Genomic DNA, 18,126 nt, shown 5'->3' with positions numbered 1-18,126 from the left:
CTATCAGCATCACGCCAGGATAGACGCAGGCGTTATCAGCCAGCGCTGCCAGCTGCTCAGAACCGTCTGCCGCTCCGCTGCATAGGCCTCTGGCTCAACGTGACCGGGCTGTTCCTGCAGGGCGCGATGGTGCAATGCGTCGCGCAGCGTCACATAAGCCTGCGTCAGCGCCTGTGCTTCATCGGCGGGCATTTTATGGTACTTCGCCATCAACTCGAAAATGCGCACATTGTCAGACCAGCGCGTCAGTTCAGGCTGCTCAGCGGCGTAGCGTAAGACAAGATATTGGGCGATGAATTCAATATCGGTGATGCCGCCCGCGTCGGCTTTAATATCCCAGCGACCTTTATGTTTGTTGCTGAGGTGAGCGCGCATCTTTTCACGCATCTCACGCACTTCAGTTTGCAGCGCTTCGGCGGCACGGGGCAGCGCCAGAATCGCCTGACGAATCACGCTGAAACGTTCACCCAGTGCTGCCTCGCCAAAGACGACGCGTGCCCTGACCAGCGCCTGATGCTCCCAGGTCCAGGCTTCACTGCGCTGATACTCTTCAAACGCCTCAAAGGTACTGACCAGCATGCCCGCCGCACCCGAAGGACGCAGGCGCGCATCCACTTCGTAGAGAATGCCGGAGGAGGTGCGGGTACTGAAAAGATGCATGATGCGCTGGGCGAGGCGCAGATAGAACTGACGGCCATCGATGCTGCGCTCTCCTTCTGTCACCGCGTCTGCCGGGCAGTCATGCAGGAACACCAAATCGAGGTCAGAACTGTAACCCAGCTCCCAGCCCCCCAGTTTGCCGTAGCCCAGTACGGCAAAACCGCGTTCATGTTCATTACTCAGATGCGAAGGACGCCCGTAACGCTGCACCATCATATTCCACGCCTGGCGCACCACAGATTCGATAATCGCTTCTGCCAGCCAGGTGAGATGATCGCTGACTTTCATCACCGGCAGCGTTCCGGCGATGTCGGCGGCGGCAATACGCAGATGCTGTGCCTGCTTAAACTGCCGCACCGCTTCCAGCTGCTGCTCTTCGTCCTCGGTAGGGATGCGCAGCAGATACTGACGCAGCTCATCGCGATAAGCATCGGTGGCGGTTGGCTGATAGAGCGTGGCGGGATCGAGCAGTTCATCCAGCAATAAGGGGTGACGCGCCAGTTGACTGGCCACCATCGGTGAGGCGCCGCACAGGCGAATTAAGTGGCGCAGCGCACCGTGATATTCGGTCAGCAGCTCCAGATAGGTGCTGCGGGTCAGCACGCCGAGCAGCAGCGGCGTCAGGCGGCCGAGCGTCACCGCCGCATCTTCACGCGGGCAGACTTCGCTCAGCAGACGCGGCATCAGCTGGTCCAGCGCCTGACGACCACGTGGGCCGATGGTGCGCCGGTTGATATCCTGCCGAAACGCCTCCAGCGTCTGGTGCAGCGTAAGCCGCTGCTCGTCACTGAGCTGCGGCACCAGCGGCGCCAGTTCACTATCTTCCAATTGGTCCTGCCACAGCACCTGAAACTCCGCCAGCTCACGCTGGTCGCCAATTTCGGGGGTATCTTCGCCAATCAGCTCGTCGAAGATAGCGCGCACCGCCGCCATCTGGCCGTCGAGCCGGGTCATCAGAGCAGGCCAGTCGGCACAATCCATCGCCCACGCCAGCCGGGCACGATGCAGTTCATCCTCTGGCAGGGTCTGGGTCTGCTCGTCGCCCAGGCTTTGCAGCAGATTCTCCAGCCGCCGCAGGAACAGGTAGGCAACACGCAACGCATCGACCTGTTCCGTGGGCAGCAGGGCCAGGGTTTTGATCGCCTCCAGCGTCGGCAGCAGTGAACGCAGCTGCAACGAGCGCTCACGCCCGCCGCGAATCAGCTGGAATACCTGAACGATAAATTCGGTTTCACGGATGCCGCCCGCACCCAGTTTGATATTGTTTTTCAGCCCGCGTCGCCGCACTTCACGGCTGATCATCGCTTTCATGTTTCGCAGCGACTGGATCACGCTGAAGTCGATGTAGCGGCGGTAAACGAATGGTCGCAGCATCTGCTGCAGTTCAAGGCTCCAGCGATCGTGGTCATCACCCATCAGCCGCGCCTTGACCATAGCGTAACGCTCCCAGTCGCGTCCCTGCTCCTGGTAATAATCTTCCAGCGCGGCAAAGCTCATCACCAGCGGGCCGCTGTCGCCAAACGGGCGCAGCCGCATATCCACCCGATAGACAAAGCCATCCATGGTGGGTTGATCCAGCACTTTGATCAACCGCTGCCCCATGCGGGTAAAGAACTGAGCGTTGTCGAGTTCACGCCGTCCGCCACGCGTTGTGCCGTTTTCCGGCCAGGCAAAGATCAGGTCAATATCAGAAGAAAAATTGAGTTCGCCGCCGCCCAGCTTGCCCATGCCAAGAATCAGCATCGGCTGCGCGTCGCCGTCCGCATTACAGGGCGTACCAAAATCACGACAGCAATCCTGATAAACCCAGTCACGCGCCCGGCTGATCAGCACTTCGGCTAATGCGCTGAGCTGTTGCAGGCTCTGTTCGGTTGTGGCGTGCTGCAGAGACTGCATCCAGGCGATGCGTACCAGCATACGGCGACGAAACAGCCGCAGTTCACGCATCAGGCTCGCTTCACTGTCGATGCCGCTAAGCGCCTGATTGAGCCACGCAGCATAGTGTTGCCACTCATCAGGCTGCGGCGGCTGGTCGAGCAACGCCTGCCACCAGTCGGGATGTTGTTGCAGGTTTTCCAGCACAAAATCGCTGAAAGCCAGTCCGGCAGCCTGCTCCGGGCTTAACGAAGCCAGCGGAACCCCAAGCTGTCGGGCGGCCTCTTCGGCCTGGTCGCGTAGCAACGCGGGAAGTGCTGACAACATAACTCCCTCCTTGATGGCGTGACGGAATGCCCGTTAGCGGCCAGCGCCGCTGGTGAGCCAGAACGGAGGCTGTTTCAGCGCCTGCATCGCCAGCCAGGCTAACCCGGACGTCTGTTTTTCATGAATTGCCGACAGCAGCTGTTGCCACGGGTCGAGCCAGCTGACGACCGCCTCAGACGGATAGAATCCCGCCAGCAGGTGGACGGTAAGCAATTGACGCGCCAGACGGGTAGCTTTGTCCTGATACTCGTTGGGTTGTTTTACCGTGATGAACGTTTCTCTCAGATCGGCATTGACGCGGCTCAGCATAATGTCGCTGAAGCGTTTATAGGACCCCTGCAGCTTGGCTTCCCCTTTGGCATCGATCCACTGACGCCACTGAGATTCAGCCAGCCAGTGTGTCAGCGCCAGCTGCGTCTCAACCGAAAGGGAAGATAAGCAGAAAGTGGCAGCATCCTGCTCTTCATTCACCAGCGTCTCTTCCAGCGTGGTCAGCTGCTGACGCAGCGCACTGCTGGCTTTACGCGGCACCAGCGCACCAAACAGGCTGAACGCCTGACGCAGCAGATCCAGCGCTTCGCGCACCGCATCCTGAGCCGCCGCATTGCCGCGCAGCCAGACTTCTTCATGATATTGCCAGTGATGAAGTCCTGCCGACATCGCGGCCACCATGCCCTGCTCTACGGTGGCTTTGGCACCCGCTTTCAGCAGCGGGAAAGGCTGTATCTGGCGCGGCGGATTACCCTGCGCCAGCTGATAGCCGCGGGCGGCTTTGCTCAGGCTGCCCATACGCAGACCGCCCAGCGCCACCAGCTGCTGTGCGAAGGCCAGCAGATCCTGGCGTTCGCCACGTTTCAGCTCCAGCTCGATCTCGCACAGCGGTTCGCTGAGATCACCTGCCGTGACCTCGCCCTGATCAAACGCCACTTCAATTTCACTGTTGCCTGTGGTGATCAGCCAGATCTCGCGCTGGAAATGAGTGGTAAACAGGGGCTGCAAGCGCGGCTGCAGCGCCGCGACATCAGTGCCCTGCGGCCAGATCTCTGCTGGCAGGCGTGCAATGTCCAGAACCGGTTCGCTGAGCTCAACGTTGTATTCCGGGCGCTGATGCAGTCCGCCGAGCGTCTGCCCCGCCGCTTTCAGCGTCATTTCATAACGCTGGTCAACGCCGCGGATACGCAATCCCATATTCCAGCGTCGTAGCTGGTTGTCGTCGGTTTCAAAGTAGATGTTGGTCAGCTCGCGAGCAGCCTGATGCTGATGCGGCAGAGTGGAGAGCAGTTCAGCCAGTTTCCCGGCCGCCTGTGGAGTTGCAATGAACTTTAGTTCGATTTCGATGGTCATAATTTTTTATTCACTACGCCGCTGGCACTTAAGAGGGTGTTTCCTGCATATTTCAGGCGATTATCAGCAGGTTACTCAAGCTGTCGCCTGGAGGGCAAGGGGTTATCAGGCGAAGATTAATGCACAGAAGCCGCGCTGTCTCTGCTTTCTTTGCTCTTTCGCAGACCTTTTCGCACTCTCATGAGACCAGGATAGTTCTCATTCAGATTTATGCGAGGCCTCTCCAGACTGTGCCGGTAAATTTTTAGTCAGACTAAGCCAAACGAAATCGAATGAAAAAAATTACTCTCGCTGGACTCACTTTGCTGGCCCTTAGCACCCTTGCACCTGCCCATGCCGACGAAAAACGCTATGTTTCTGATGAACTTTCAACCTGGGTTCGTAGCGGACCGGGCGATCAGTTTCGCCTGCTCGGTAAGCTGAACGCCGGGGAAGAGGTGCAACTGTTACAGACCAACAATGACACGCATTATGGCCAGATCCGTGATTCGGAAGGCCGTACTACCTGGATCCCGCTGTCGCAGCTCAGTGCTAATCCGAGCCTGCGCACCCGGGTGCCTCAGCTTGAGCAGCAGGTGAAAGATCTGACCGCCAAACTGGATAACATCGACAACAGCTGGAACCAGCGCACGGCTGAGATGCAGAACAAAGTCGCCAGCAGCGACGGCGTTATCAACGGGCTGAAAGGCGAGAATCAGAAGCTGAAAAATGAGCTGATCGTCGCGCAGAAGAAAGTCAGCGCCGCTAACGTTCAGCTGGATGATAAGCAGCGCACCATCATCATGCAGTGGTTTATGTATGGCGGCGGCGTGCTGGGCGTCGGCCTGCTGCTGGGCCTGTTACTGCCGCACATGCTGCCGCGCCGTAAGAAAAGCGATCGCTGGATGAACTGATACCATTTAGCCGGATTTGAGCAGGGGATCGCAGGATCCCCCTTTTGGCATGTCTGCAATCCGGGGAATCTGTGCAACAATAAAATGATATGCACCGCTGATTTCAGGCGCGGGACGCGCCCGGCGTGCAGGTCATTTCTTTTTCTCTGGAGTTTTGCGTGAAGACGTTTCTTGTTGGCGGTGCGGTGCGTGATGCGCTGCTGAATCTGCCGGTTACAGACAAAGATTGGGTGGTGACAGGTTCCACGCCCGAAGCCATGCTTGAGCAGGGCTATCACCAGGTCGGTCGCGATTTTCCCGTTTTCCTGCATCCCGTCAGTCGCGAAGAGTATGCGCTGGCACGTACCGAGCGGAAAAACGGGAAAGGCTACACCGGTTTTGTCACCTGGTCCGCGCCCGACGTGACGCTGGAGCAGGACTTACAGCGCCGCGATCTGACCATCAATGCGATTGCGCAGGATGAAAACGGCGAGCTGGTCGATCCTTATAATGGCCAGCGTGATATTGCCCTGCGCCTGCTGCGTCACGTCTCTGACGCCTTCAGTGAAGATCCGCTGCGGGTACTGCGCGTTGCGCGCTTTGCGGCGCGTTTTGCCCATCTCAACTTCCGTATTGCCCCCGAAACCCAGCAGCTGATGCAGCAGATGGCCGAAAGCGGCGAGCTGTCGAATCTCACTGCTGAGCGGGTGTGGAAAGAGACGGAAAAGGCGCTGAGCTCCCGTAATCCGCAGGTCTATTTTCAGGTTCTGCGCGACTGCGGTGCGTTGCAGGTGCTGTTTCCTGAGCTGGATAATCTGTTTGGTATTCCTGCGCCGATTAAGTGGCACCCGGAGATCGACACCGGCGTCCATACGCTGATGACACTGGCGATGGCCGCCGCCCTCTCCAGTGAGATCGAGGTGCGCTTCGCCACGCTGTTCCATGACGTCGGCAAGGCTCTGACGCCGCCTGAGTTGTGGCCCAGCCACCACGGTCATGGCCTGGCGGGCGTTCCCCTGGTCGGGGCGCTGTGCCAGCGACTGCGGGTGCCAAACGCGATTCGCGATCTGGCGCTGATTGTGACCGAATTTCACGACGTAGTGCACACCATTGAACGGCAATCCGCCGCGTCACTGGTGGCACTGTTTGACCGGATCGATGCCTGGCGTAAGCCACAGCGCGTTGAGCAGATGGCACTGACCAGCGAAGCGGATGCGCGCGGGCGAGCCGGGCTGGAGAGCATGCCTTATCCGCAGGGCGACTATCTGCGTCGTGCTTTTGCGCTGGCGCAGGCGGTGCCGACCAAAGCAGTGGTCGAAGCGGGATTTAAAGGTGCAGAAGTGCGGGAAGAGTTGACGCGACGACGGATTGACGCCGTCGCGCAGGGTCTGGCGATTACGCAGCCTGACTAGCAGGCTGCGTGGGCTTTACATGAAGACCATGTAAACCGCGGCTGCCACAATAAAGCGGTAGATCGCGAACGAAACAAACGAGATGCGTTTGATCAGCTGAAGGAAGGCTTTAATCGCAATCAGCGCCACGATAAACGCCGTGACAAAGCCCACTGCGAACATCGGGAAATCCGCCATCGTCAGGAAGCCGATGCTCTTGTACATATCCAGTACGGTCGCACCCATCATCATTGGCACCGCCAGGATGAAGGAGAACTCAGACGCGGCATAGCGGCTCACGCCCATCAGCATGCCACCGGAGATGGTTGCACCGGAACGTGAGAAGCCCGGCCACAGCGCTAAGCACTGGAAACAGCCAATCATAAACGCCTGACGATAGGTAATATCATCGACGCCCACCGCTTTCGGCTGTTTTGGCTTAAGGAACTCTGCTGCCAGCAGCAGCACACCACCTACCACCAGGGCGTACATCACGTTGATCGGATTAAACAGCGTTTTAATCTGATCGTGCAGCACCAGACCCACGACCACCGCCGGTACCATACCCAGCAGGATATGGATCAGCGACAGACGGCCAGTACCGACGCCTTCATGTTTGACTTCGCCAAAGTGGATGCCGATCAGGCCAAACAGACGGCGCCAGAACATCACTACTACAGCCAGAATCGATCCTAACTGGATCACAACTTCAAAGGTCTCGGCTTTTTCACCCTCAAAGCCCAGCAGGTGACCCACTATAATCATGTGCCCTGTGGAAGAGACCGGTAAAAATTCGGTCAGCCCTTCCACAACGCCCAGGATTGCAGCTACCCAAAGCTGATGAATATCTGCCATCAAATGTTTCCTCTATCCGTTTCAAAACCATTAAAAAGGCGGTAGCGCGTGGCTATCGCCTGAAATCATGCCGCTATCAGCCTGAATTAAACCTTAAGGTCTACACCATTTCGCCTGCTGTAACGAAACGGTACACGCTATGACAGACAGTAATTTGGTTTGGTTTCATTGTGATGGCAATCACATCGTATTTATTTAGGAATAGTCCCGCGCTCAATTCGCACGCCAACCTGTGCTGCCTGGGCTACAGCCCCCGGTTTGCTTACCTTTATGCGGACGCCGGGCGAATTGAAACGGTTCATCAACAGATCCGCGATTTCTTCAGCAACCCGTTCAACCAGCGCAAAACGACTGCCGGTAAGATGCGTCAGAATCGCCGAGGAGACATCCGCATAGCTGAGACAATCTTTCACATCGTCGCTGCTGGCCGCCAGACGGTTATCCCAGGCCATTTCGACATCGAGCACCAGCTTCTGCTGTATGCCCTGTTCCCAGTCGTAAACGCCAATGGTGGTGAAAACCGTGAGTTGTTCTATAAATACGATATCCATGATGAGAGTCTCTGTTTTTGGCTAAGCCGGATACCACTTCCGGCTGATTATGCGTATTATCCACGGTTAAAGAGATCAAAACGACCCTAAAGGGAACGGTACGGTGTTATGAGTGCTTTCGCGCTTGGTATGATTATTTTCGCGTATCTTTGCGGTTCGATTTCCAGTGCGATTCTGGTTTGCAAACTCGCTGGCCTGCCCGATCCGCGCACACACGGTTCCGGCAATCCGGGTGCCACCAACGTCCTGCGTCTGGGCGGTAAAACCGCAGCAGCCAGCGTATTAGTGTTTGATGTGCTGAAAGGGATGGTGCCGGTCTGGCTGGCCTATCTGATGCATGTGACTCCGCTCTATCTCGGCCTGACCGCCATCGCCGCCTGTCTGGGTCATATCTATCCGGTATTCTTTCACTTTCGCGGTGGCAAGGGTGTGGCGACGGCATTTGGCGCGATTGCGCCGATTGGCTGGGACTTAACCGGGCTGGTCACCGGCACCTGGCTGTTAACGGTCTTACTCAGCGGCTATTCCTCGCTGGGTGCCATCGTCAGCGCGCTGATCGCGCCTTTTTATGTGTGGTGGTTCAAACCGCAGTTCACCTTCCCGGTTTCTATGCTCTCCTGTCTGATCCTGCTGCGTCATCACGATAATATTCAGCGGCTGTGGCGGGGTCAGGAAGGCAAAATCTGGAAGCGCAAAAAGAAATCTCAGCCATAAAAAAAGCCGGCAAGCCGGCTTTTTTCACATCAGATGGCGGGCAGTTCCGCCAGCGGCCAGCGCGGTCGCACGCTGACGCTTAACTCTCCCCGCGTTCCGCCTTTTAACCGCACCATGCCCGCATACGCGATCATCGCACCGTTATCGGTACAGAACTCCGGGCGGGCGTAGAACACTTCGCCGCCGCGCTTTTGCATCATGATCGCCATCTGCTCGCGCAGTGTGCGGTTAGCGCTGACGCCACCGGCAATCACCAGACGCTTAAAGCCGGTCTGATCCAGCGCACGCTTACATTTGATCGACAGCGTATCCACCACCGCGTCTTCAAAGGCGCGGGCGATGTCAGCACGGGTCTGAGCGTCATCATCATTGGCGCGGATGGTATTGGCGGCAAAGGTTTTCAGGCCGGAGAAGCTGAAATCCAGGCCCGGACGATCGGTCATCGGACGCGGGAAGGTAAAACGTCCCGCCGTGCCCTGCTGCGCCATCTTAGACAGCATTGGCCCGCCCGGATAATCCAGCCCAAGCAGCTTGGCCGTTTTGTCGAACGCTTCACCCGCGGCATCATCGATCGATTCACCCAGCAGCGCGTATTCACCAATGCCGGTGACGCTAATCAGCTGCGTATGTCCGCCCGACACCAGGAGTGCGACAAACGGAAATTCCGGCGGATTCTCTTCCAGCATTGGCGCCAGCAGGTGGCCTTCCATATGGTGGACCGGCACGGCGGGGACTTTCCAGGCAAACGCCAGGGCGCGGCCAATGGTGGCACCAACCAGCAGCGCACCGACCAGTCCAGGGCCTGCCGTGTAAGCCACCGCGTCGATCTGCTGCGGCTCCAGACCGGCCTCTTTCAGCGCAGCCTGAATCAACGGCACGGTTTTACGCACGTGATCACGTGAGGCCAGTTCCGGCACCACACCGCCATAATCGGCGTGCAGTTTTACCTGGCTGTAGAGTTGGTTAGCCAGTAATCCGGCCTCGTCATCATAGATTGCGATGCCGGTTTCATCGCACGACGTTTCAATACCCAGAATTCGCATTGCATCACCTCATTCTTGCGGCGCGCAGTTTATCACAGCAATTGGATGTGCAGCGCGGGCATCCACCGTAAAAAGTCATTTTCTGTCGGCTAAAGAGTGCGCTATACTCCCGCCCCTGGAAAAACCGGCAGCCGCACAGGCAAACGCTCCTGTTGGTTTCAAATTATCCATGGTGCTTTACAAACCAACTTGAGTTGGAGTAAAATGCTGCACCATTTTGAAATGTGCTGGCGCCGCAGTCAGCAGCAAAAACCGAATTTTATCGAGGTGAGAGTTACATGCCGGTAATTAAAGTACGTGAAAACGAGCCATTTGACGTAGCACTGCGTCGCTTCAAGCGTTCATGCGAGAAAGCAGGCGTTCTGGCTGAAGTTCGTCGTCGTGAGTTCTATGAAAAACCGACTACCGAACGTAAGCGCGCTAAAGCGTCAGCAGTTAAGCGTCACGCCAAGAAACTGGCTCGCGAAAACGCACGCCGCACTCGTCTGTACTAAGTCGTTCCGGAGGTCCGCCTCCACCGCGTGATTCACGCAGACAGAGTCAAGTAAAAGGCCGTGCTTTCCGAAAGGAAGCGCGGCTTGTTGCCGTTTATGAGCTGAAAATCTGGGGCGTATGGCTGGACGAATTCCACGCGTATTTATCAACGATTTACTTGCCCGCACGGATATCGTGGATCTTATCGATGCCCGCGTTAAGCTGAAAAAGCAGGGTAAGAATTTCCATGCGTGCTGTCCTTTCCATAATGAAAAAACGCCCTCTTTCACTGTAAACGGCGAAAAGCAGTTCTATCACTGTTTCGGCTGTGGTGCACACGGCAACGCTATCGACTTTTTAATGAACTTTGATCGTCTGGAGTTTGTGGAAAGTATCGAAGAGTTAGCCACTTCCCACGGTTTAGACGTGCCTTATGAAGCAGGCAACGGGCCCAGCCAGATGGAACGCCATCAGCGCCAGAGCCTGTATCAGCTGATGGAGAACCTGAACGGTTTTTATCAGCAGGGTCTGCAGCAATCCAGTGCGCAGCCAGCACGCGACTATCTTGATCGTCGTGGTCTGAGCGCCGAAATCATCAATCACTTCGCCATAGGTTACGCGCCAGCCGGCTGGGATAACGTTCTCAAGCGTTTTGGTAAGCAATCGGAAGATCGCGAGTCATTGATGGAAGCGGGCATGCTGGTCAGCAATGACAAAGGCCGTACTTATGACCGGTTTCGCGACCGCGTCATGTTTCCGATCCGCGATAAGCGTGGACGCGTCATAGGTTTTGGCGGACGCGTGCTGGGTAACGATACGCCGAAGTATCTGAACTCGCCGGAAACACCTATTTTCCATAAAGGCCGCCAGCTCTATGGCCTCTATGAAGCCGTTAAGAACCATCCTGAACCCGCCCGCCTGTTAGTGGTTGAGGGATACATGGACGTGGTTGCGCTGGCGCAGTACGGGATAGATTATGCCGTTGCGTCATTAGGCACCTCCACCACTGCTGAACACATTCAGTTGCTGTTTCGCAGTACCGACACCGTGATCTGCTGTTACGACGGCGACAGGGCTGGTCGTGAAGCGGCATGGCGTGCGCTTGAAACCGCATTGCCTTACATGAATGATGGTCGTCAGCTACGCTTTATGTTTTTACCTGATGGGGAAGACCCGGATACGCTGGTACGCAAAGAGGGTAAAGACGCCTTTGAAGCGAGGATGGAGCAGGCGATGCCGCTCTCTTCGTTTTTATTTGATAGCCTGCTGCCGCAGGTGGATCTGAGCTCACGCGACGGAAAGGCGCGCCTGAGCACGCTGGCTTTACCGCTGATTACACAGATCCCTGGTGAGACCTTACGAATTTATATGCGTCAGGAACTGGGGAATAAGCTGGGTATTCTTGACGACAATCAGCTTGAAAAGCTGATGCCGAAGCTGGCCGCAAGCGGAACGACGCCGGTAGCGCCACCGCTGAAGCGTACCACTATGCGCGTGCTGATCGCGTTGCTGATTCAGAGTCCGCAGCTGGCCACCCTGGTGCCTTCGCTTGATGGGCTGTCTGAGTCAAAAATGCCGGGTTTACCGCTATTTATTGAATTAGTGGGCCGTTGTAATGAGAATCCTGGATTGACCACCGGTCAGCTACTAGAGTTATATCGCGGAACAAATTTTAGTCAGACGCTTGAAACACTGGCGATCTGGAACCACATGATAGTAGATGAGGAAGCCGAAGCGGTGTTTCAGGACTCGCTGGCCAGCATCTACGACTCTGCTCTTGAAGAGCGCCTGGAGTTTTTGATTGCGCGTGAACGCACCCAGGGACTGAGCGCCGATGAGCGCCGGGAACTCTGGACTCTCAGTCAGGCGTTTGCCAGAAAGTAACTGTTTTCAGCACGCTGCCCGTTCTGACAGAGGAAAGGGCAGATTGCCTGTTTTAGTGCTGCCAGCTGTTTCACTACCGTGAACAGTCCGGGATCGAAATGGCCCGCAGTACCAGGTTTAAAGGCCTCTGGCGTAGAGCCAGGCCAGCAGCACAAAATTTAAAGGCCGCAGGCGTCAAAGCCAGTCTGGTCACCGCCAGCGCACCGCTTCCGGAGCGTACTGAAGTACGTGAGGAAAGCGAGCACTGCCGGGGACAAGAATGGCAAGTAAGCCAGGCCCTTAGCACAGAGTTTATACAAGCGGCTTAAGTGCCGAATACTGATGGGCAAAGCCCACGCCGCGACGAAGGCAGCGGCAAGAATTAAATGCCTTTACTGCTATTGTTGGCTCGCTGCCGACCGACACCAATCTAATTTAACAGAAGTGTGGATACCGTCTTATGGAGCAAAACCCGCAGTCACAGCTCAAGCTTCTTGTCACCCGTGGTAAGGAGCAAGGCTATCTGACCTATGCTGAGGTCAATGACCATCTGCCGGAAGATATCGTCGACTCAGATCAGATCGAAGACATCATCCAGATGATTAACGACATGGGTATTCAGGTGGTTGAAGAAGCCCCGGATGCCGACGATCTGATGCTGAACGAAAACAGCTCCGATACTGACGAAGATGCCGCGGAAGCTGCCGCTCAGGTGTTATCCAGCGTTGAATCTGAAATCGGGCGTACCACTGACCCGGTCCGCATGTATATGCGCGAAATGGGTACCGTTGAACTGCTGACGCGCGAAGGCGAAATTGACATCGCTAAGCGTATTGAAGACGGTATCAACCAGGTTCAGTGTTCTGTAGCCGAATACCCTGAAGCGATTACGTATCTTCTTGATCAGTACGACAAAGTTGAAGCAGGCGAATCACGCCTCTCCGATCTGATCACCGGTTTCGTCGATCCTAACGCAGAAGAAGATATCGCCCCAACGGCAACGCACGTGGGCTCTGAACTTTCTGAAGCCGATCGTAAGGACGATGAAGAAGAAGATGAGGAGGATGATGACAGCTCCGACGACGATAACTCAATCGATCCGGAACTGGCGCGCGAGAAGTTTTCTGACCTGCGTAAGCAATATGAAACTACCCGCGCAGTGATTAAAAGCAAAGGTCGCAGTCATGCTGCCGCCGTTGCTGAAATCCAGAACCTCTCTGATGTCTTCAAGCAGTTCCGCCTGGTACCGAAGCAGTTCGATTACCTGGTAGGCAGCATGCGCACCATGATGGAACGCGTCCGTACGCAGGAACGTCTGATCATGAAGCTCTGTATTGAGCTGTGCAAAATGCCGAAGAAAAACTTCATCACGCTGTTTACCGGCAACGAAACCAATGAAACCTGGTTCAAAGCCGCACTGGCCATGAACAAGCCGTGGTCTGAAAAGCTGCTGGAAGTGCAGGATGACGTGACACGTTCCCTGCAGAAACTGGCGCAGGTTGAAGAAGAGACCGGTCTGACCATTGAACAGGTCAAAGACATTAACCGTCGCATGTCGATCGGTGAAGCCAAAGCACGTCGCGCCAAGAAAGAGATGGTGGAAGCTAACCTGCGTCTGGTTATTTCGATTGCCAAGAAATATACCAACCGCGGTCTGCAGTTCCTTGACCTGATTCAGGAAGGTAATATCGGCCTGATGAAAGCGGTAGATAAGTTTGAATATCGCCGTGGTTACAAGTTCTCGACCTATGCGACATGGTGGATCCGTCAGGCTATCACCCGCTCTATCGCCGACCAGGCGCGTACCATCCGTATTCCGGTGCATATGATTGAGACCATCAACAAGCTCAACCGTATTTCACGCCAGATGCTGCAGGAGATGGGCCGCGAACCCACGCCGGAAGAGCTGGCCGAACGTATGCTGATGCCAGAAGATAAAATCCGCAAGGTGCTGAAAATCGCTAAAGAGCCGATCTCTATGGAGACGCCGATTGGTGATGATGAAGATTCACATCTGGGCGATTTTATCGAAGACACCACGCTGGAGCTGCCGCTGGATTCTGCTACCTCAGAGAGCCTGCGTTCTGCGACCCATGACGTGCTGGCTGGCCTGACCGCGCGCGAAGCGAAAGTGCTGCGCATGCGTTTCGGTATCGATATGAACACTGACCATACGCTGGAAGAAGTGGGCAAACAGTTCGACGTTACGCGTGAGCGTATTCGTCAGATTGAAGCCAAAGCTCTGCGTAAACTGCGCCATCCGAGCCGTTCGGAAGTGCTGCGCAGCTTCCTCGACGATTAAGTCAGACAAAAACCCCGGTTCGCCGGGGTTTTTTATGCCTGCCTGTTACTGCCTCTCCCCTGCCCTGCGCAGATTCATTCGTTCCCCGCATGCAGTTCAACATAGAGCTGACGATACGCCTCTACCATCTCATCCAGAGATGCGCGATTAAGGCCGCTGGGATTCGGCAACACCCACACCTGCGTTTTCCCCATACATATCGGCTGTTTGCCCCATTCGACTTTGCCCTGTTTAAAAGCACGACGAAACGCATCCTTACCCAGAATCGCCAGCGCTGCTGGCTGGTAATCCAGCACCTTTTCCATCAGCCGTTTGCCGCCATCGCGCAGCTCATCAGGCGCTAATTCACTCGCCTGTACCGTGGGCCGCTCAACCAGCATGGTGATGCCGCAGCCGGTCTCCGTTAAGCGCTGCTCCTCTTCCGGCTTCAGCTGCTGCTGGGTGAATCCGGCCAGATAGATCACTTTCCAGAACCGGTTGCCGGGATGCGCGAAGTGGAACCCCTGATGGGCGGTTGACTGACCCGGGTTAATGCCACAGAACAGCACATCAAGACCGGAGGTGATGATGTCGCGGATAGCGTGTTCACTCATGCCGCCACCTCCAGCGTGCGCTGCTTCAGCGCATCGCGACTGCGTTGCAGCATCTGGCTGGCCTGCTCTGCATCCGGACAGGCTCGCGCCAGCGCCAGCGCGCCAACCATCTCTGCCAGCATGCTGGAGGCCAGCGCTTCCGCATCCGGCAGCCTCAGCCCAAGCAATATCTGCATCAGACCGGCGTGCATCGCATTAAAGCCCTGTGCGAAGATCTGCCGCGTTGGCTGTGGAAGATGAGCTACTTCACTCACCAGAGCGGCTAATGGACAGCCCTGCGCTGGTGCATTGCGATGCGCCTCGGAAAGATAGCTATCAATAAAATCTGCCAGCTGTTGCGCTGGCTGGGTCACGGACTCCGCGGGCTTTAAGGTATCGGCTTCAGCAAACATATGCTTCAGCACCTCCTCAACCAGCTCCTCGCGTGAGGTAAAATGCGCATAAAAACCGCCGTGTGTCAGCCCGACCCGCTTCATCAGCGCCGCTACACCAATTCCTTCGGTGCCGGTTTCACGCATCACGCGCGCCGCCTCATCAAGGATACGCCGCCGCGTATGCGCTTTGCTGCTCTGCTTCTCCATTTCATCTCCTGCGGTATCTGCTACGTAGCGTCTGGCTATTATAGTAATTATTACGGTCATCATATTCCAGCTTGACGACAGATATGATGATCGTCATATTGATGGCTATTATGACGACCATCATACGAGGAAAAAGAGATGTCACAATCAGGCACAGCTTTAATCACCGGCGCATCCAGCGGTATCGGTGCGACCTATGCAAAACGACTGGCAGCACGCGGTTATGATTTGATTCTGGTCGCGCGCGATCAGGGGCGGCTCACCACCCTGGCTGACGCACTGGCAAAGCAGCACGATATTCGGGTGACGGTTATGGCGGCTGACTTAACGCACGAGCAGGATCTGCAACGCGTGGAGTCGGAACTCGCGAACAACGCACAGATTACGCTGCTGCTGAACAACGCGGGCATGGGCGTTGAGGGTGAGTTTCTGGAGGCGGACATCACACGCATAAACACCATGCTGGCGTTAAATATTCTGGCACCCACCCGTCTGGCACAGGCAGCTGGCCGGGCTTTCAAAGCGCGCGGAAATGGCATCATTATCAATATCGCCTCAGTGCTGTCACTGGTGCACGAGATGTTCAACGGCGCTTATAACGCCACTAAGTCTTACGTACTGACTCTGACGCGTGCGATGCAGCGTGAACTTGCAGAGAGCGGCGTGCAGGTACAGGCGGTGTTGCCCGGTGCGACCCGTACGGAGATTTTCGACCGCGCAGGCCAGTCTATTAATGACATTCCGGCTGAAATGCTGATGGACGTTGATGAGATGGTGGACGCCGCGCTTGCCGGACTCGACAGCAAGGAGACGGTAACCATTCCGGCGCTGGAAGATCTGCAGATGTGGCACGACTACGATCAGGCACGTGGCACAATGGTTCCCCACCTTTCGCGGAATCAATCAGCATCACGTTATCGTCAGCGCTGAGTCAGCCGTCAGCCATAACGACTGAAGTCCGGTTTCACTAAAGGCACGGAGAAGCATGATCCGTGCCTGTTTGCGACTTCAGGATCGCGGTTCGCCAGATTTGTTATAGAAATCAGCAGGTAAATCACTGCTGCTTATTTCAGCAACCGGTGGCTGAGTGCTGGATTGCCCTGAAGAGATACTTTATAATCCCCGCTCCGCTGGCCCCTTAGCTCAGTGGTTAGAGCAGGCGACTCATAATCGCTTGGTCGCTGGTTCAAGCCCAGCAGGGGCCACCAAATTTTAGATTTAAAATCATATAATTAAGCCACTTAAACGCTAAGTGGCTTTTTTATTACTAAGGTCAATGCCCCTTTTTGTCCCCCCACAATCCCCTGACTAGGCAATGAATCGCGGCTCAGACACGCAAAAAGGAATTTACATGCCCCTCACCAAGTGCAAAGAATGTAAAGAGGGGTATTAACACCTGCAGAAACTTACTGGTATTGTTTAAAAAATAAGCAGATTATTGATGTCAGGACCTACGATGCAAAGCTATAATTCTTACTTTTAGCCATTCAATGATTTTCACACACTGAAGGAATGACTGTGGACGTACTTGAAAAAGGTAAATTACTTTTATTCGTACTTTTTATTATGCCCGGTTTTATCAGCATGAGAGTTTATCGGCTTTTTCATCCAGCCGCAGATAATGACACATCAAAAATATTAATCGACGTAGTTTCATATAGTTGCATTAACTACTCATTTTTGCTAATACCCATTTACTTAATTGAAACAAATAAGATTATCGATTCACATCCATTCTGGTATTATATTTTTTATTTCTTAGTTCTAATTATTGTTCCCGTTTTTTTACCCATACTCCTGCTGATGATTCGACAAAGCAATCGAATTAGGCAGATACTCCCTCATCCTATGGGACGTGCTTGGGACTATTTTTTCTCAACGAACCAATGCTGCTGGGTTTTAGTAACACTCAAAAATGGGAAAAAATATGGCGGCTTATATAGCTATAACTCTTTTGCATCAAGTAGGCCGGAACCAGAACAACTCTACTTAGAAAAAAATTGGGCTTTGGATAACAATGGCGACTTCGATCATGAACTGACCGATACATTAGGCATTATCATATTGACTAATGAAATAGAAAGTGTTGAGTTTATTAAGTTGCAAGAACCTACAACCAGCAATAGAGAGACGAAAGATGCCTGAAGAAAAACCAGTCAGCAAACCAGGGTTTGCAAATGACGGCTGGCAACCTGTGAACAAGGGTAACCAACCAACTAGTAGACCAAACCAGCAAAATAACGGGTATCAACCTCCTAGCCAAACTCAACAGACACAACAGGTTTCCCCACCTCCTAAGAAGCGTTAATTCAAATGTTAGCCAATAGTTAGTTGAATTATTTCAGTCAACAACGAATCTTACAATACTGCACAGCCCGCAAACCAACTGGTTGAGCGGGCTTTTTAAGTTATCCCTTACTTCCGAGCAGTTAGATCCTCACACATCGCATAAATAAAAATTCCCATTAATTATCAGTTAATTAGAAAAATCACCGCCATGTATTAGATCCTCGAAAACTGAAAAGTACTGAAATTCTTTTCAATCTTTTCAGTTTTGGTTTTCCGCAAAGCCGCCAACAATGACGCGGTCAAGCAATGTGGTTTGAAGAAAAATAAAACTGAAAAATTTTTATGATCCAAAACCTGCAGGCGGGTGCGGTGTAGCGCCGATTTTGTCTGCC

At 54.6% G+C, this 18,126-nt stretch carries 15 protein-coding genes and 1 tRNA gene; 9 read left to right on the top strand and 7 right to left on the bottom strand.

Translation table 11 applies throughout. The features are described 5' to 3' along the window. Positions 1 to 9: 9 nt before the first annotated feature. Together glnE and FOV68_RS13410 are read right to left on the bottom strand one after the other, a co-directional pair. Positions 10 to 2,862, bottom strand: coding sequence for a bifunctional [glutamate--ammonia ligase]-adenylyl-L-tyrosine phosphorylase/[glutamate--ammonia-ligase] adenylyltransferase (glnE, locus tag FOV68_RS13415; RefSeq protein WP_143991051.1), 2,853 nt, complete (start codon positions 2,860 to 2,862; stop codon positions 10 to 12). Between the two features lie 33 nt (positions 2,863 to 2,895). After that, a complete protein-coding gene (locus FOV68_RS13410) occupies positions 2,896 to 4,206 on the bottom strand; it encodes an inorganic triphosphatase (RefSeq protein ID WP_033769845.1) in 1,311 nt (436 codons plus the stop codon). A gap of 272 nt (positions 4,207 to 4,478) precedes the next feature. Between FOV68_RS13410 and FOV68_RS13405 the strand changes: the two genes are divergently transcribed. Together FOV68_RS13405 and FOV68_RS13400 are read left to right on the top strand one after the other, a co-directional pair. Beyond that, positions 4,479 to 5,099: a TIGR04211 family SH3 domain-containing protein gene (locus tag FOV68_RS13405; RefSeq protein WP_008925741.1), complete on the top strand. Its 621-nt coding sequence runs from the start codon at positions 4,479 to 4,481 to the stop codon at positions 5,097 to 5,099. A gap of 158 nt (positions 5,100 to 5,257) precedes the next feature. After that, positions 5,258 to 6,490: a multifunctional CCA addition/repair protein gene (locus FOV68_RS13400; protein WP_031590887.1), complete on the top strand. Its 1,233-nt coding sequence runs from the start codon at positions 5,258 to 5,260 to the stop codon at positions 6,488 to 6,490. A 15-nt stretch (positions 6,491 to 6,505) separates the two neighbouring features. Here FOV68_RS13400 and bacA read toward each other — a convergent pair whose 3' ends face one another. Both bacA and folB read right to left on the bottom strand, forming a co-directional pair. After that, positions 6,506 to 7,324: an undecaprenyl-diphosphate phosphatase gene (gene bacA, locus FOV68_RS13395; protein ID WP_031590888.1), complete on the bottom strand. Its 819-nt coding sequence runs from the start codon at positions 7,322 to 7,324 to the stop codon at positions 6,506 to 6,508. Positions 7,325 to 7,515: 191 nt separating this feature from the next. After that, positions 7,516 to 7,875, bottom strand: a complete 360-nt coding sequence (gene folB / locus FOV68_RS13390; protein ID WP_010249061.1) for a bifunctional dihydroneopterin aldolase/7,8-dihydroneopterin epimerase — start codon at positions 7,873 to 7,875, stop codon at positions 7,516 to 7,518. 108 nt (positions 7,876 to 7,983) lie between these two features. Between folB and plsY the strand changes: the two genes are divergently transcribed. Continuing rightward, entirely contained in the window at positions 7,984 to 8,589 is a 606-nt protein-coding gene (gene plsY / locus FOV68_RS13385; protein WP_010249063.1) for a glycerol-3-phosphate 1-O-acyltransferase PlsY, read from the top strand. 29 nt (positions 8,590 to 8,618) lie between these two features. Here plsY and tsaD read toward each other — a convergent pair whose 3' ends face one another. Continuing rightward, positions 8,619 to 9,632: a tRNA (adenosine(37)-N6)-threonylcarbamoyltransferase complex transferase subunit TsaD gene (gene tsaD, locus FOV68_RS13380; protein WP_010249066.1), complete on the bottom strand. Its 1,014-nt coding sequence runs from the start codon at positions 9,630 to 9,632 to the stop codon at positions 8,619 to 8,621. A gap of 278 nt (positions 9,633 to 9,910) precedes the next feature. On the opposite strand from tsaD, the gene rpsU reads away from it, so the two are divergent. The 3 genes from rpsU to rpoD all read left to right on the top strand — a co-directional run bounded on the left by rpsU (position 9,911) and on the right by rpoD (position 14,271). Next, positions 9,911 to 10,126 carry a 30S ribosomal protein S21 gene (gene rpsU, locus FOV68_RS13375; RefSeq protein WP_001144069.1) on the top strand — a complete coding sequence of 72 codons (216 nt, stop codon included), beginning with the start codon at positions 9,911 to 9,913 and terminating at the stop codon, positions 10,124 to 10,126. A gap of 118 nt (positions 10,127 to 10,244) precedes the next feature. Next, on the top strand, positions 10,245 to 11,990 hold the full coding sequence (gene dnaG / locus FOV68_RS13370) for a DNA primase (RefSeq protein ID WP_031590890.1): 1,746 nt from the start codon (positions 10,245 to 10,247) through the stop codon (positions 11,988 to 11,990). A gap of 439 nt (positions 11,991 to 12,429) precedes the next feature. Further along, a complete protein-coding gene (rpoD, locus tag FOV68_RS13365) occupies positions 12,430 to 14,271 on the top strand; it encodes an RNA polymerase sigma factor RpoD (RefSeq protein WP_010699749.1) in 1,842 nt (613 codons plus the stop codon). 74 nt (positions 14,272 to 14,345) lie between these two features. Here the strand turns inward: rpoD and mug are convergent, their stop codons facing one another. Together mug and FOV68_RS13355 are read right to left on the bottom strand one after the other, a co-directional pair. Further along, positions 14,346 to 14,864: a G/U mismatch-specific DNA glycosylase gene (gene mug / locus FOV68_RS13360; protein WP_143991050.1), complete on the bottom strand. Its 519-nt coding sequence runs from the start codon at positions 14,862 to 14,864 to the stop codon at positions 14,346 to 14,348. Continuing rightward, complete coding sequence (locus FOV68_RS13355; RefSeq protein ID WP_115387173.1) at positions 14,861 to 15,445, bottom strand: TetR/AcrR family transcriptional regulator; 585 nt, start codon at positions 15,443 to 15,445, stop codon at positions 14,861 to 14,863. Before FOV68_RS13355 ends, mug begins: the two co-directional genes overlap by 4 nt. A 138-nt stretch (positions 15,446 to 15,583) precedes the next feature. On the opposite strand from FOV68_RS13355, the gene FOV68_RS13350 reads away from it, so the two are divergent. From FOV68_RS13350 to FOV68_RS13340, 3 genes are all read left to right on the top strand, one after another. Further along, positions 15,584 to 16,375 carry an SDR family oxidoreductase gene (locus FOV68_RS13350; protein WP_143789733.1) on the top strand — a complete coding sequence of 264 codons (792 nt, stop codon included), beginning with the start codon at positions 15,584 to 15,586 and terminating at the stop codon, positions 16,373 to 16,375. A 202-nt stretch (positions 16,376 to 16,577) separates the two neighbouring features. Continuing rightward, positions 16,578 to 16,653 (top strand) — tRNA-Ile (locus FOV68_RS13345). A gap of 310 nt (positions 16,654 to 16,963) precedes the next feature. Then, positions 16,964 to 17,590, top strand: a complete 627-nt coding sequence (locus FOV68_RS13340) for a DUF6338 family protein (RefSeq protein WP_143991049.1) — start codon at positions 16,964 to 16,966, stop codon at positions 17,588 to 17,590. Positions 17,591 to 18,126 lie beyond the last annotated feature (536 nt).

The sequence above is a fragment of the Pantoea sp. paga genome (assembly GCF_007558755.1).
Classification (GTDB): domain Bacteria; phylum Pseudomonadota; class Gammaproteobacteria; order Enterobacterales; family Enterobacteriaceae; genus Pantoea; species Pantoea agglomerans.
Note: the sequence above shows the minus strand (reverse complement) of the source record. Positions and strands in the feature narration are given on the sequence as shown.